This window comes from Shewanella sp. SM101 (assembly GCF_025654465.1).
GTDB classification, from domain to species: domain Bacteria; phylum Pseudomonadota; class Gammaproteobacteria; order Enterobacterales; family Shewanellaceae; genus Shewanella; species Shewanella oncorhynchi.
Window position 1 is genome coordinate 36,668 of the sequence record NZ_JAKKRH010000021.1, and the last position, 14,131, is coordinate 50,798.

At 46.5% G+C, this 14,131-nt stretch carries 15 protein-coding genes and 1 riboswitch; of the genes, 12 read left to right on the forward strand and 3 right to left on the reverse strand.

Features of this window, described 5'->3' with window-relative positions; genetic code table 11:
• Positions 1–106 precede the first annotated feature (106 nt).
• The 3 genes from L5M38_RS13020 (at position 107) to L5M38_RS13030 (ending at position 2,791) form a co-directional block, all read left to right on the forward strand.
• Positions 107–1,567 carry a diguanylate cyclase gene (locus L5M38_RS13020; RefSeq protein ID WP_173242670.1) on the forward strand — a complete coding sequence of 487 codons (1,461 nt, stop codon included), beginning with the start codon at positions 107–109 and terminating at the stop codon, positions 1,565–1,567.
• A gap of 135 nt (positions 1,568–1,702) precedes the next feature.
• The gene (locus L5M38_RS13025; protein WP_263179373.1) at positions 1,703–2,398 is read left to right on the forward strand and encodes an MOSC domain-containing protein; all 696 of its coding nucleotides are present in this window, start codon (positions 1,703–1,705) and stop codon (positions 2,396–2,398) included.
• A 36-nt stretch (positions 2,399–2,434) separates the two neighbouring features.
• On the forward strand, positions 2,435–2,791 hold the full coding sequence (locus tag L5M38_RS13030; RefSeq protein ID WP_105251079.1) for a DUF4870 domain-containing protein: 357 nt from the start codon (positions 2,435–2,437) through the stop codon (positions 2,789–2,791).
• A gap of 76 nt (positions 2,792–2,867) precedes the next feature.
• Here L5M38_RS13030 and L5M38_RS13035 read toward each other — a convergent pair whose 3' ends face one another.
• Together L5M38_RS13035 and L5M38_RS13040 are read right to left on the reverse strand one after the other, a co-directional pair.
• Positions 2,868–4,784 (reverse strand): methyl-accepting chemotaxis protein, encoded by a 1,917-nt coding sequence (locus L5M38_RS13035; protein ID WP_263179374.1) that lies wholly within the window; start codon positions 4,782–4,784, stop codon positions 2,868–2,870.
• A 348-nt stretch (positions 4,785–5,132) separates the two neighbouring features.
• Positions 5,133–6,782, reverse strand: a complete 1,650-nt coding sequence (locus tag L5M38_RS13040) for an electron transfer flavoprotein-ubiquinone oxidoreductase (protein ID WP_113941350.1) — start codon at positions 6,780–6,782, stop codon at positions 5,133–5,135.
• 247 nt (positions 6,783–7,029) lie between these two features.
• A riboswitch (molybdenum cofactor riboswitch) is annotated at positions 7,030–7,163 on the forward strand.
• Here L5M38_RS13040 and moaA point away from each other — a divergent pair.
• From moaA to L5M38_RS13075, 7 genes are all read left to right on the forward strand, one after another.
• Positions 7,151–8,131 carry a GTP 3',8-cyclase MoaA gene (gene moaA / locus L5M38_RS13045; RefSeq protein WP_263169696.1) on the forward strand — a complete coding sequence of 327 codons (981 nt, stop codon included), beginning with the start codon at positions 7,151–7,153 and terminating at the stop codon, positions 8,129–8,131. Its footprint overlaps the riboswitch before it by 13 nt.
• Positions 8,132–8,227: 96 nt before the next feature.
• On the forward strand, positions 8,228–8,704 hold the full coding sequence (gene moaC / locus L5M38_RS13050) for a cyclic pyranopterin monophosphate synthase MoaC (protein ID WP_006079755.1): 477 nt from the start codon (positions 8,228–8,230) through the stop codon (positions 8,702–8,704).
• Positions 8,705–8,820: 116 nt separating this feature from the next.
• Entirely contained in the window at positions 8,821–9,072 is a 252-nt protein-coding gene (moaD, locus tag L5M38_RS13055) for a molybdopterin synthase sulfur carrier subunit (protein WP_006079756.1), read from the forward strand.
• Position 9,073: 1 nt separating this feature from the next.
• Positions 9,074–9,541, forward strand: a complete 468-nt coding sequence (moaE, locus tag L5M38_RS13060) for a molybdopterin synthase catalytic subunit MoaE (RefSeq protein ID WP_006079757.1) — start codon at positions 9,074–9,076, stop codon at positions 9,539–9,541.
• A gap of 77 nt (positions 9,542–9,618) precedes the next feature.
• Positions 9,619–10,419, forward strand: a complete 801-nt coding sequence (modA, locus tag L5M38_RS13065) for a molybdate ABC transporter substrate-binding protein (RefSeq protein ID WP_263169698.1) — start codon at positions 9,619–9,621, stop codon at positions 10,417–10,419.
• An 8-nt stretch (positions 10,420–10,427) separates the two neighbouring features.
• Positions 10,428–11,108: a molybdate ABC transporter permease subunit gene (gene modB / locus L5M38_RS13070; RefSeq protein WP_263179375.1), complete on the forward strand. Its 681-nt coding sequence runs from the start codon at positions 10,428–10,430 to the stop codon at positions 11,106–11,108.
• Entirely contained in the window at positions 11,089–12,192 is a 1,104-nt protein-coding gene (locus L5M38_RS13075) for an ABC transporter ATP-binding protein (protein ID WP_263179376.1), read from the forward strand. Before modB ends, L5M38_RS13075 begins: the two co-directional genes overlap by 20 nt.
• 14 nt (positions 12,193–12,206) lie before the next feature.
• Here L5M38_RS13075 and L5M38_RS13080 read toward each other — a convergent pair whose 3' ends face one another.
• Entirely contained in the window at positions 12,207–12,368 is a 162-nt protein-coding gene (locus L5M38_RS13080; RefSeq protein WP_263179377.1) for a hypothetical protein, read from the reverse strand.
• A 484-nt stretch (positions 12,369–12,852) separates the two neighbouring features.
• Between L5M38_RS13080 and L5M38_RS13085 the strand changes: the two genes are divergently transcribed.
• Together L5M38_RS13085 and L5M38_RS13090 are read left to right on the forward strand one after the other, a co-directional pair.
• Positions 12,853–13,374 carry a hypothetical protein gene (locus L5M38_RS13085; protein ID WP_131524044.1) on the forward strand — a complete coding sequence of 174 codons (522 nt, stop codon included), beginning with the start codon at positions 12,853–12,855 and terminating at the stop codon, positions 13,372–13,374.
• A gap of 60 nt (positions 13,375–13,434) precedes the next feature.
• Complete coding sequence (locus tag L5M38_RS13090; RefSeq protein ID WP_263179379.1) at positions 13,435–14,112, forward strand: response regulator transcription factor; 678 nt, start codon at positions 13,435–13,437, stop codon at positions 14,110–14,112.
• Positions 14,113–14,131: the final 19 nt, after the last annotated feature.

The following is a 14,131-nucleotide window of genomic DNA, read 5'->3' on the forward strand; positions in this document are numbered from 1 at the left end:
TGTGCGGCCATGGCGCAATTGCGTTAACATTTATTCAACTAAAATAGTTATCGTTAAATTAAAATAATAAGCCACTCAAGGTGTTCTGTAGTCTTTGGAGTTGAGAATGGGCAATAACGCTTGGAATGATAAAAATAAATTTATTTGGCTTCTGTCTGTTTTGCTTTTGGTCGCCTTTTTAGTGACCAGCGGTATCAGTTACAAAGTGGCCCATGATTCACTGAGCCAACAAATAGAGAGCAATACCTTACCGCTCACAAGTGACAATATTTATTCAGAAATTCAACAGGATTTGTTACGACCCATCTTTATTTCATCCTTGATGGCGCAGGATACCTTTGTTAGGGATTGGACCTTAAGTCATGAGCAAGAGCCCGAAAAACTCATTCGTTACCTTAAGGAAATCCAAGAAAAATACGGTACTGTCACGAGCTTTTTTGTGTCTGAGAAAAGTCGAAATTATTACCATTCCACGGGCATTTTAAAACAAATCCAAGATGTAGAGCCTGACGATGCTTGGTATTTTCGAGTGCGTTCTTTACCTGAATCTGAGCATTATGAGGTCAATATTGATGCCGATACGGCTGACCGCAGTAAGACAACCGTATTTGTTAACTATAAAGTTTTTGATTTTGAAGGAAAATTTATTGGTGTTACCGGTGTGGGGTTGGCGGTTGAAAAGGTTAAAGCCTTAATTGAGTTATATCAAAAGCGTTATAACCGTCGAGTGTTCTTTACCGATCGGCAAGGTAATGTCACTTTGCATGGCGATCAATATGACGGTACGGATTCGCTGCAAACGAACGTAGGGCTTGATAATTTGGCTACGCGTATTTTAACCAGCCCAAGTGCCGCCTTCAGCTATCAGAAAAGCGGGAAAACGGTTTATCTCAATAGTCGCTTAGTTCCTGAGTTTAAGTGGTATTTGATTGTTGAGCAGGAGGATGCGCCACAAGAGCGGGAACTGTTAAATACGTTTTGGGGTAATTTGGCGTTAAGCCTAATGGTAACTCTAGGTATTTTATTCATCTCAAACATGACCTTAGGTCGTTATCAGCGCAAACTAGAAATTATGGCGTCTACCGATAAGCTCACCGGCGCCGCTAACCGTCAGGTGTTTGATGAGTACTTTAGGCAGGCGTTAGATAAAGCTAAGCTGACACAATCGCCGATTTCAATACTCTTGCTGGATATCGACCACTTTAAAAAAGTGAACGACAGTTATGGGCATGGGATTGGTGACTTAGTATTAAAAACCATGACTAATATGCTGCGTGGTTTACTACAACAACAGGATATTTTATGTCGCTGGGGCGGTGAGGAGTTTTTAATTTTACTTCCTGAGATGGATTTATCCCGAGCGGCAGAACTGGCAGAACAGATCCGTGACCTCATTTCCCAGCGGGAAATTAAAGTGAATGGATTGCACATTTCTATTACTGCCAGTATTGGTGTTGCTGAGCATCAAGTGCAAGAGCCTGCGGAGGACCTTATCAAACGTGCCGATCTGGCCTTGTATCAGGCAAAAGAAGCGGGCCGAAATCAAGTGGTGTTAAATCATTCATAGACTCTACTCGGTTCTTCTTGGCAGCAATGTTTAGTCTACCTTTGTGGGTTATGGCGCGGGTTGATTGTGTTATTGGCGTATCGCGGTTTACACTCTGACAGTAATGCGCGATAGGTCATTGATTTGGAGTTGCTGATGTCAAAGTTGTTGATTAATAAATTGTCTGGATTGTACTTAGGAAACCATCTTCAAGAAATGTCCGGTGTTGCTACGGGGATTGATGGTAAGCAAGCGGCTCAACAACTGTTAGTGCATATCGACCATGTTGAAGGGGACGCGCAGGCCGATCCAAAACACCATGGCGGCCTTGATCGCGTGCTACATCATTTCCCCCGCGAGCACTACGGCCAATATCGTCGTTGGGACTTAATCACCCAGCTCGAAGATGCGCCCAGCATGGGAGAGAACATTAGCACAGTTGGACTGAACGAAACTCAAGTCAATATTGGCGATATCTTGCAAATTGGCGCAGTAAAAGTGCAAGTGACTCAGCCGCGTTCACCTTGTTTTAAATTGAATCTGCAATTTGGCCACAGAGAATTCGCCCTCGCCATGCAGCAAAGCCAATTATGTGGTTGGTTTTATAGAATCTTAACCCCAGGGATTATTCAGTTAAACGATAGGATTGAATTAGTTGAGCGTCGTACTGATATCAGTGTTGCCGAGGCCATGTCACTCTATTTCTCGCCAACGTTTAATGCCAGTGCCTATGATCGTTTAGCTTCCTGCGAGGGATTAGCGCTGAGTTGGGTTAATAGCCTACAACGCCGCTTAGCATTACAGACAGTAGAAGATTGGCAAATGCGTTTATATGGGCCGAGTGGAAAATAAGGCTTTATATTCAAAATGATAAAACAGGGATGACCTATGATTGAACCCGTTACAAAAAGTGATAAAGATTTTGGCTTACTGGTATACGCCTCAAGTTTTATTGGATACTTAGTGCCGTTGGGCTCTATTCTTGGTCCTTTGATCATTTGGCTGATGAAGCGTGAAGAGTCCGCATTTGTCGATCAATGTGGCCGTAGTTGTTTGAACTTTAAATTGAGCCTGTTGATTTATGTGATCATCAGTGGCGTATTAGCTTTGGTCGGAATAGGTTTCATTTTTTTAGCCATACTTGGCATATTCGATTTGGTGTGCACTGTGCTGGCGATTATTAAGGCCAGCGAAGGTAAAGTGTATCGCTATCCATTAACGATTAAATTTATTGCTATGGATTAATTGCCTCTGCGAGTTAAAGAAAAACGCCTTAGATGGAAACATCTAAGGCGTTTTTTATGGCGTAAGTTTTAAGGTTTTACACCTTAAACTTGGCCACTAAGGTATCTAAGCGGTGTGACAGTTGATTCAAGGCTAAACTCGCCTGTGCCGCCGCTTGTGCAGTATTGGCAGTACGTTGAGTAATGTCATTGATTTCAGTGACGTTACGGTTGATGTCCTCCACCACTGTGGATTGTTCTTCCGTTGCCGCAGCAACTTGAATGTTCATGTCGCTGATAAGACCAATGCGATCGCTAATGCCAATTAACGATTTGCTGGCTTCATCGACGGCCACAACGCCTTCGTGGGAGCGGGTACGACTCTGGGCCATCGCATTAACCGCGCGGCTGGCTTCCGATTGCAGCTTGTCGATCATGCCTTGCACTTCATTAGTCGATGCTGCTGTGCGCGAGGCTAAGTTACGCACTTCATCGGCGACGACAGCAAATCCGCGTCCAGCTTCGCCGGCACGTGCTGCTTCAATGGCCGCGTTAAGTGCTAACAAGTTAGTCTGCTCAGAGATTGCGCGGATCACATCTAAAATACCACCGATGGATTTAGTGTGGGTCGCGAGGGACTCAATCACTTCACCCACTTGGCCAACGTCTTTCGACAATTGGTTAATGGTATCGCGGGCACGGGTTACCACAACTTGGCCGCTGCTGGCTTCAGTATCTGCATCTCTGGCGGCAACCGCAGCTTGGGCGGCATTACTGGCAATTTCGTTAACCGTCGCGCCCATTTCATTAATGGCCGTTACCACCATCATAGTGCGATCTTTCTGCTCATGGCTGTCTTCTAAGGTTTGCTGTGCCTGATTCGACACATCCTTAGCCGAGAAACCGAGCTGTTCGCTGGTTTGTGCCACTTCGATGACCGAATCTTGGATCTTACTGATAAAGCTGTTAAATCCCTTGGCGAGTTGCGCAATTTCATCTTCACCATTGACAGGTAGACGTTGACGTAAGTCACCTTCGCCTTCGCCTATGTCGTGGAACATCGCGGCAACTTGGGCAATAGGACGACTTACTGAACCTGCCACCACGATGGCGAGGACAATAAAGCCCGCTGCAATGATTAGCGTCCAGATTAAGATCTGATAAGCCGCTTCGGTTAATAGTGCGAATACTTCGGCCTCTGGCACCTGTGCGACTAAGTACCAATCCATAGATGCGATATAACTACTGGCAACCAGCATGTTTTCGCCATTGATTTTGGTATTGATCAGATTGAAATCACTGCGGTTTAATAATGAGCTTGAACTTGCATCCTTGTATAAGCTGCTTAGGCTGCTCTTACCAATTTGGCTCGTATCTGGGTGGAGTTTTACCTCACCTTTAGCATCCACTAAGTAGACTAAACCAGTTTCTTCAATCTTAAACGAGCTCAGCAAACGCACCATGTCATCGAGTGATTTAGCAAGCCCGACTAAGCCGCGACCATTGGGTTGTTGGTAGTTGATGAAGAGTTTGACTTCGCCGTTGGCCTCAGTAAATACGTTCAACATACGTTCTTGGCCACTGTCGCGGTAACCAAAAAACCAGCCATCCTGCGCAGGAGTGAGCACGCGCAAAAAACCATCCTGAGTGTAGTAGGCGGCAGTTTGTCTATCTGCGTAGGAAGCTTGCGCTAGCTTATATTGACGAGTGATGTCTTTGAGTTGGGCTACGACTTGGGTTTCTTGGGCCTGCGGTCTACCGTCTTCGAGCCATTGCAGTAACATGCGGCTACTGGCCAATTGCTCTGCAGCATTCATCAAAGTGGAAATGTCGAGATCGATCTTATTGCGAATTTGCATCATTAAGCTCGGTAATTCCGAACCTAACATCCTTTGTTGTACGACATTTTTCGCGCTACGTTGGCTTAATACGCCGACGAGTATGGTCGACAACAGTACTGCAAATGTCACTGTTAACAGAATTTTCTGCTTAATGGTGAGGTTATTAAATATCATAAATATCAATATGCCTGTGTTGGACTATTTTGAGTTATCGGTCAACGCACTCTTGTACGGTAAAAGATTATCGGACAGAAATGTTAAAAGTTAACCTTAGTCTAGGCCGATTGCCGAATAAAACAGCGTATAGAACACTTATTTGGCCTAACCTGTTGGTCTTGCTGTAGATCTAATTATGTAGAGTATAGATGGAAATGAGATGGTGATTGAAAACGAACTCTTTTTTGTGTGGCAATTGTGGCCAATGTCCCGAGTAAGGGCAAGCAAAAAAAGTGAACTATTCGTGTAAAAGGTGAAAAAAAGGCGCTCCACTGAGCGCCATTGTTTACATTTATCATCCAAATGTTACATGTTGGGGTAGTTTGGACCACCACCGCCTTCCGGTGTAACCCAAGTGATGTTTTGGCTCGGATCTTTTATGTCGCAGGTTTTGCAATGAATGCAGTTTTGCGCATTGATTACAAACTTGGGTTGACCCGCCTCTTCGACGATTTCATACACGCCTGCTGGGCAGTAACGCTGTGCTGGCTCATTAAACTGAGTCAAGTTAATGCCCAGTGGAATGTTGCTGTCCTTGAGACGTAAATGGCAGGGCTGATCTTCCTCATGATAAGTGCTCGACAGATACACTGAGGACAGTTTATCGAAGCTAAGCTTGCCATCGGGTTTTGGATAATCAATCTTGCTGTAAGCGCTCACAGGTGCCATTTGCGCATAGTCTGGGTGCTCATCACGCAGTGTGATAGGGAACTTTCCGCCAAACCAGTTTTGATCTATATAGTTGAATGCGCCGCCTAAATAGGTACCAAATTTGTGCATCGCTGGACCAAAGTTGCGGGATTTATGCAATTCTTCGTATAGCCAGCTTTCTTCAAGGTGGGTTTGGTAACAGTCGAGATCTTTACCGCCTTCAACCCCTGCCATCATGGCTTTACCTAAGGTTTCTGCTGCAACAATCCCGCTCTTCATCGCGGTGTGAGTGCCTTTGATTTTAGCAAAGTTCAACGTACCCGCGTTGCAGCCTATGATAAGACCGCCAGGAAAACTCATCTTAGGTAGCGAGTTTAAGCCGCCTTTAGTAATCGCGCGTGCGCCATAACTAAGGCGTTCGCCACCCGTTAAATACTTAGCAATCACAGGGTGGGTTTTATAGCGCTGGAATTCGTCAAATGGGCTCAGATGCGGATTTTTGTAGTTCAAATCAATAATAAGGCCGACCGCAATTTGGTTATCTTCCATGTGATAAAGGAAGCCGCCACCCGATGCGCCCTCGGTTAATGGCCAGCCACCTGTGTGAACGACTTTGCCTTGTTCGTGTTGTTCGGCGGGGACTTTCCAAATTTCTTTGAAGCCTAAACCGTAATGCTGTGGTGTTTTACCATTATCTAAATGGTATTTTTCGATAAGTTGCTTGCCTAAGTGGCCGCGGCAACCCTCGGAGAAAACGGTATATTTAGCGTGCAACTCCATGCCTGGCATAAAGCTGTCTTTGGGTTCGCCATCGGCACCCACTCCCATATCGCCAATCAAAATACCTTTAACGCTGTTATCGGCGTTAAATAGTAGTTCACTGGCGGCAAAGCCGGGGAATATTTCGACACCGAGTTCTTCTGCGCGATTGGCAAGCCAGCGGGACAGATTACCGACGCTGATAATAAAATTGCCGTCGTTGTGCATGGTTTTTGGCACAAAAGCATTAGGCATGACTCTGCCGTCGGTGGCTGAGCTGAGTAGGTAAATTTCGTCGTGGGTGACAGCGGTTTTTATTGGAGCATCTTTTTCGCGCCAGTCACTGAATAGCTCGTCTAGCACTTTTGTCTCGAACACTGCGCCTGACAGAATATGCGCGCCCACTTCTGAGCCTTTTTCTACCACACAGACGGTAATTTCTTTACCTGAATCCTGTGATATTTGCATTAATCGACATGCCGTGGCCAAGCCAGCTGGACCAGCACCGACGATAACAACATCGAATTCCATTGATTCGCGTTCCATCAGTTCACCTCTTCCTTCACGTTTCCCCGATTTTTATCGAGTGTTGTAGTTTGTAAACGGGCGTTTTATTGCTTGCACCACCTTACCTGAAAATAAGATAAGGTCACAGTGGATTAAGCTGCTGTTTAGTCTAATTCAATACAAATCTTTAGGTGAGGACTGTCACAGATTATTCACGCTAGCGTGATCTAGGTTAATAAATACCTGTTTAGGGGTATAGCTAGTGAGTACTTTCGGCCTATAATCACCGACGACGGTTCTCCGAGCTTGCCTGCCTAAGTCGAAAGATATGGAGGTGTAGCCGTGGTAATAATGCCACCGGGGTGGGATAAGAAATGCTCTCACCTCCCACACTTGGAAAGGTGATCATGTCTCAATTACAAGACAGCTTTGGTCGAAAATTTCACTATTTACGGATGTCAGTCACTGACGTTTGTAACTTCAAATGCAGTTACTGCCTCCCTGATGGTTATCATCCTGAAGGTAAACCAAAATTCTTATCTCTCAATGAGATAGAAAACTTAGTCTCCGCATTTAGCCAAGTCGGCACCCAAAAAATCCGCATTACAGGCGGTGAACCTACCCTGCGTAAAGACTTTACCGACATCATTCGTGTCGTCGCTGATAACCCGCGCATTCATACTATTGCGACGACCACTAATGGATATCGACTCGAAAAGCATGCCAAAGAATGGTTCGATGCTGGCTTGCGTCGTATCAATGTGTCCGTGGATAGTTTAGATCCCAAAATGTTTTACCAGATCACCGGCGAAAATAAGTTTGACGAAGTGATGCGGGGGATTGATGCCGCCTTGTCAGCAGGTTTCGAGCGAGTAAAAATCAACGCCGTACTGCTTAAAGGTTTAAACGATAAAGATTTGCCACGTTTTTTACACTGGATTAAACACACGCCAATCGACCTGCGTTTTATCGAGCTGATGGAAACGGGTCTTGGTCGTGAGTATTTTGAAGCCCATCACCTAGCGGGCGCCGACATCAAAGCACAGTTACTGGCAGATGGCTGGCAATTAGATACGCCAAGTGCCTCCGATGGTCCAGCCCAAAATTTCAGCCGCAGCGATTATCAGGGCCGTATCGGCTTGATCATGCCCTATGCGACTAACTTCTGTGCCAGCTGTAATCGCCTGCGCGTATCGGCGAAGGGCAAGTTGCACTTGTGCCTCTTCACCGAATCCGGTGTCGATTTGCGTGATCTGCTGCAGCATTCTAGCCAACAAGCGGAATTAATTGAGCGTTTGCACGGTCAATTAGCCCAGAAGAAAGCCACCCATTACTTGCATCAAGGCATTACAGGTGTCACTCAGCATCTCGCCTCTATTGGTGGCTAGCCCGTATTTAGGTTCTTCATCACCGCCGATTTAGCGCGAGTATAAGCCCAATTTCCCTTGCACTTTGTTTTGTCCTCAAACGAAAGGATCGCTCCAATGAGCAATGTATTTACCCATATTAATGCCGATGGCAACGCCCATATGGTCGATGTCACCGAAAAAGCCGTCACCGAGCGTGAAGCCCGTGCCGAAGCGTTTATCGAGATGGCGAGCACGACACTCGAGATGATCATGAGTGGCAGCCACCACAAGGGTGATGTGTTTGCCACTGCTCGTATTGCGGGTATTCAAGCCGCGAAAAAAACCTCAGATCTTATCCCTTTATGTCATCCACTAATGCTGACTAAAGTTGAAGTCGATTTAGAAGCGCAGCCTGAACATAACCGCGTGCGTATCACCAGTCTGTGTAAATTATCCGGCAAAACAGGCGTAGAGATGGAAGCCTTAACTGCGGCCTCAGTGGCGGCATTAACTATCTACGATATGTGCAAAGCCGTGCAAAAAGATATGGTGATCTCCCAAGTCCGTTTGCTAGAAAAACGTGGCGGCAAATCGGGACATTTTAAGGTTTAGCCTGACAGAATAGGCTTTAGCCACTCGGCAGATTACCAAGTGAGCGAAGCTGTCCAAGCTTAAGTCTGACGCGCTATTGGTGAGTCAGTTAAGCGGATCAAAAACGAGAGAAGATTATGATTAACGTGTTGTTTTTTGCTCAAGTTCGAGAATTATTGGGCACAGCTAAATTAAGCCTAGAGGCGAGCGAGCAGACACAAACCGCTGAAGCGTTACGTGCGACGCTGGCCGCCACCGACGATAAATGGGCTAAAGTATTAACCTCAGACAAATTGCTGGTAGCGGTAAATCAGACCATCAGTCAATGGGATACGCCTGTAAACGATGGTGATGAAGTCGCCTTTTTCCCACCCGTTACCGGAGGTTAATATGCGCTTATTACCCGCAGTTCGAGTGCAAGAAGTCGATTTTAGTGTGACCGACGAATATCGGCAGTTGGCTCAAGATGATAGCGATGGTGCCGTAGTCACTTTCGTCGGTAAAGTGCGTGATTTTAATGATGGCGCCGCCGTGACTGACTTAACCTTAGAGCACTATCCTGGCATGACAGAAGCCGTGCTAGAACAAATCGTTGTCGAGGCGCGCAGTCGCTGGCCACTGAACAAAGTCACTGTGATTCACCGCGTGGGCACTATGGCCTTAGGTGAGCAAATTGTATTTATCGGCGTAACCAGCGCCCATCGCAAAGCCGCCTTCGCGGCCTGTGAATTCTTAATCGACTTCCTAAAAACCAAGGCGCCATTCTGGAAATTAGAAGCGGGCGAGCAAGGTAAAAGTTGGGTTGAGGCGAAAGATGCCGATGAACAAGCTGCCAAACTGTGGCAACACAAAGATTAGTTACAGCAAAAATACGCGCAGTGGCAAGGCAGCTTGCTAGCTCTACATGAACGCGAACACGGCACTGAGGTGACCCAATGCAGAGTTTGACCCGTTTCTTCCACTCCCTTGGTTTTGTATTACTGTTTTGCTTAGCAGTTGTACCATCGACCAGTCGCGCAGTGGATAATGCGCCGATTCCTGCCATCGCCGCGGCGGCTAATATCAAGTTTGCCTTGGATGACATTGTTAAAAACTTCACCGCAGAAACGGGTCTCAAAGTACGGGTCTCTTATGGTTCATCGGGAAATTTTGTCGCGCAAATTCAACACGGTGCGCCGTTTGAAATGCTGCTGAGCGCCGATGAGCGTTATATTGCCGAGCTGAACAAAGTCGGTTTTACCCAAGGCGAGGGCGTGCAGTATGCCGTTGGCCGTTTAGCCTTAGTCGCCCCTAAAAATTCACCGCTCGCACTAGATATCGAACTCAATGGCCTAAAAGCATTAATGGCCGCGGGTCAGCTAGAGCGTTTTGCGATTGCCAATCCTGACCATGCACCCTACGGTGAACGCGCCCGAGAGTTATTGAAAAAACTCGGTTTATGGGATGAGCTACAAACTAAGTTGATCTTAGGCGAAAACGCCTCCCAAGCGGCGCAGTTTGCGATCAGCGGCTCTACTCAAGGCGGAATTATTCCTTTATCACTGGCAATTGCGCCGCAGTTTCAGGCCCTCGGTCATTATTTAGCTCTGCCCTCAGATCTCCATGGTCCGCTGAATCAACGTATGGCGTTAATGCCTAAGGCTAGCTCAACCGCCGAGCGTTTCTACCAATATCTACAGTCAGACGCCGCCCGCGCCGTATTCACTCAATACGGTTTTGGTTTGCCAGTAAGTTAAGGATTCCAATGGATTGGCAGGCGCTGTGGTTATCGGTCAAACTCAGCAGCATCACAGTATTGGTGCTGATCCCCCTTGCGATACTCGCGGGGCGAGCTTTGGCCTACCGCCAATTTGTCGGTAAATCTTGGGTCGAAGCGCTGATCATGGTGCCCTTAGTGTTACCGCCGACTGTGATTGGCTATTACTTGCTGGTGGGGCTCGGTAGTCAGAGTTGGCTCGGACAATGGATAGAGCAACTGACTGGCCAGCAGCTCGTGTTTCATTTTTCTGGTCTGGTTATCGCTTCCGTGTTCGTCAATATCCCCTTCGCGGTGCAGCCGATCCAGCGGGCCTTTGAAGCTGTGCCGAATGATGTCCGCGATGCCGCAGCTTGTTGTGGCATGAGCCGACTTAAAATATTGCTTAAGATTGAATTGCCTATGGTGTGGCCGGGTGTGCTAACCGCGCTGGTGTTGTGTTTCTCCCATGTGCTCGGCGAGTTTGGCGTTGTGTTGATGATGGGCGGCAATATCGCTGGCGAGACTAAGACGATTTCGATTGCAATTTATGACAGTGTGCAATCATTCGATTTTAATGCTGCTGGCACTATGTCATTAGTCTTATTGCTGTTTGCCGTGACGGCGTTAGCACTAACAACCAGTCTATCGCGGCGTTTAGGAGGTCAGCGTGGCGCAAATCATCGCTGATCTGCAGTGTCAGATCCAAAACCATAAACACATTAAACTCAACGCTGATTTTCGTTGTAAAGCTGGCGAAGTGCTCGCTGTGGTGGGGCCGTCTGGCGGTGGCAAAACGACCTTGCTACGGATGATCGCTGGATTAAATCATCCCGATACGGGCCAAATCCATTTTGGCGAACGGCCTTGGTTTGATGATAATGCGCGCATCGCCTTAAGCCCGCAGCAACGCCATATCGGTTATATGCCGCAGCATTTTGGCTTATTTCCGAATCTCACTGCCTTGGAAAACGTAGTCGCTGGACTTGACCATATCCCTAAATCTGAGCGCATTGTACGCGCGAAAGATTGGCTTGAGCGAGTCAACCTACAAGGCCTACCCGATAGATTGCCAGCGCATTTATCTGGCGGTCAGCGTCAGCGGGTCGCGCTTGCCCGGGCACTTGCCCGCGAACCTTCAGTATTATTACTCGATGAGCCTTTTTCGGCGGTAGACAGGGAAACCCGCGAGCGTTTATATCTCGAACTGGCGCGCCTCAAAGAGCAGTTACTTTGCCCAGTTATTATGGTCACCCATGACTTAAATGAAGCCTTGCTGCTGGCTGATTCGATGATTTTGATCAGCCAAGGCAAGATGCTACAGCAAGGTGCACCTTTCGAGGTGTTATCGCGGCCACGAAATGAAGCTGTGGCTAGGCAGATGGGGCTAAGAAATATTTTTGATGGTGAAGTGGTATTTCAAGACAGCACTAAAAATCTCACTTGGCTTAAATTTGGTGAGCAGCTAATTGCCTGCGACTATGGCAAAGATCGCCCTGTGGAAAGTCGAGTTCGTTGGGTTATCCCCAACCAAGGTATTCGGTTTAATTCGATTTCCAAAGGGCGTTTATGCCGCAGCTTTAATAAGTTAGATGTCACTATCGACGCTATGCTGGTGATGGGGGAATCGGTCCGGCTTATCTGCTATATCACAGGTACTCAGTTACAACTTAACACCGAAGTCTCGCTGCATTTTGCCCAAAAACTTGCACTCACAAAAGGAATGCAAACCACAGTGGCACTCAAATCCGAACAAATTCATATTTTGGAATAACGTGATATCGCACTCTAATGACGTTTTTTACCCAGCAATCCAATCCAAAATGTCCCTTCCAATAGCATTCCTAAGATGATGAACACCAATGCACTGGTGGCGCTGCCATAGGCATAAGCGCTTAATGCTGCTATTAATAACAAGCTTAAGCTTATCCATCGTATGACTGGTTTCATTTGCGCTCCGATTTAAAAATACCGTTACCTGATGCTAAGTTATCTGACTTTAGTCGAGGGCGATTTATTTGCCAATCCCACTTTTTAATGACACAGATAGACTAAAATACCCGCTAAAATTCAATCCTCTTGATTCTAAATGGCGAAATTGAGTGTTATCACTGAAAATGTCATGTTTAAAAATCCCCAGATGATCAAAGCTTAATCTTGTTTCCATCGGCGTTTAAGTTGGTATTAGGTAGACTTAGCACATTAGCCACAAAAAGATTGAGTGTTTGGCTTATCGGCGATTTAGGTGCTGTTGACGTTGGATTTCAGATCAATTGATGGCCGAACCAGAGTTAACGCTGACACAGTGTGATTCTATATCCAGTGGTAAATTGTGAGGGATTAGCTTGGAATTGCATACAGGCGCAATAGGTCCATCGACTTCTAACTGATTGTCTCATAAGATACAAACTTAGCTGATTTATATGGAGGGGCCATGAGACTATGGTTGCTAGGATTCATGTTGGTATCTGGTGTCGCAACGGCGGCTCAGAGCATGTATTCGATGTTTGCGGGTGGAGACTATGTACCGCCGTTGAGCGTTATGCAGCAGATTGAAAAAGGGTTCTCCGGTGTGATTGCCGAATTTCATATGGAAGAGCAAGAGGGTGAATTAGTCTATCAATTTGAGTTAATTAATCCTTTAGCAAACTCTATTACGCGGTTTGAATATCGTGCCCGTGATGGTAAGTTACTGAAACAAAAGGCGAGTAAAGTAAGCGCCGATGATCTGGGTGAGGTTGAGGCAACGCGTATGATCGCGGCAAAAGATCAAACCTTTTCAGGTCTAATCATTAAGGCCACTAAAGATCATAAAGCCTTCTTAACCGAAGCAAAGTTAGACCACGACTTAGGTATCAGTTACTTAGAACTTAAGCTGTTAGACGATACGGGTAAGTTTAAGTTGGCCTTTGATGTCGAAAATTTACGACCGTTACCTTTACTCAAGTGGGATTGAAATATCTAAGTCAATCGAGTGCTCACACGAGTGCTTAAGATTGAGGAGCGCAACATACAGATGAAAATACTTTTAGTTGAAGATGATGCGACGACGATTGATTACATCGTCAAAGGATTTTTTGAGCAGGGCCACAATATCGAAACGGCGAGCGATGGCCATCAAGGCCTGTCACTTGCGACGAGTAGTCAGTACGATCTCGTGATCCTCGACCGCATGTTACCTCAACTCGATGGCTTAAAATTGCTGGCCGCCTTAAGGGCTACGGGTAATCAAACACCAGTGCTGATTTTATCCGCTTTAGCGCACGTCGATGAGCGAGTAAAAGGCTTGCGGGCAGGTGGCGACGACTATATGACTAAGCCGTTTGCTTTCTCCGAGTTATTAGTTCGCGCTGAAAAACTAATGCACCGTGGGCAATCTGTGCCTGTGACAACTGATCTCGTTGTTGGTGGTTTGAAGATGGAGTTACTGACCCGTAATGTCACTTTAGACGGGCAAGAGTTGATGCTACAGCCAAAAGAGTTTCAGTTACTTAAGTATCTGATGGAACATGCTAATCAAGTTATTAGCCGCACCTTATTGTTCGAAGCAGTGTGGGATTATCACTTCGACCCGCGCACTAACGTCATCGATGTGCATATCGCAAAATTACGCCGTAAATTTGAAGAGTTAGGCCATGGCGAGCTTATCGAAACCGTGAGGGGAGCGGGTTATCGCTTACGACAAAGGCATTAAGCCTTACCAAAGCAGCGCC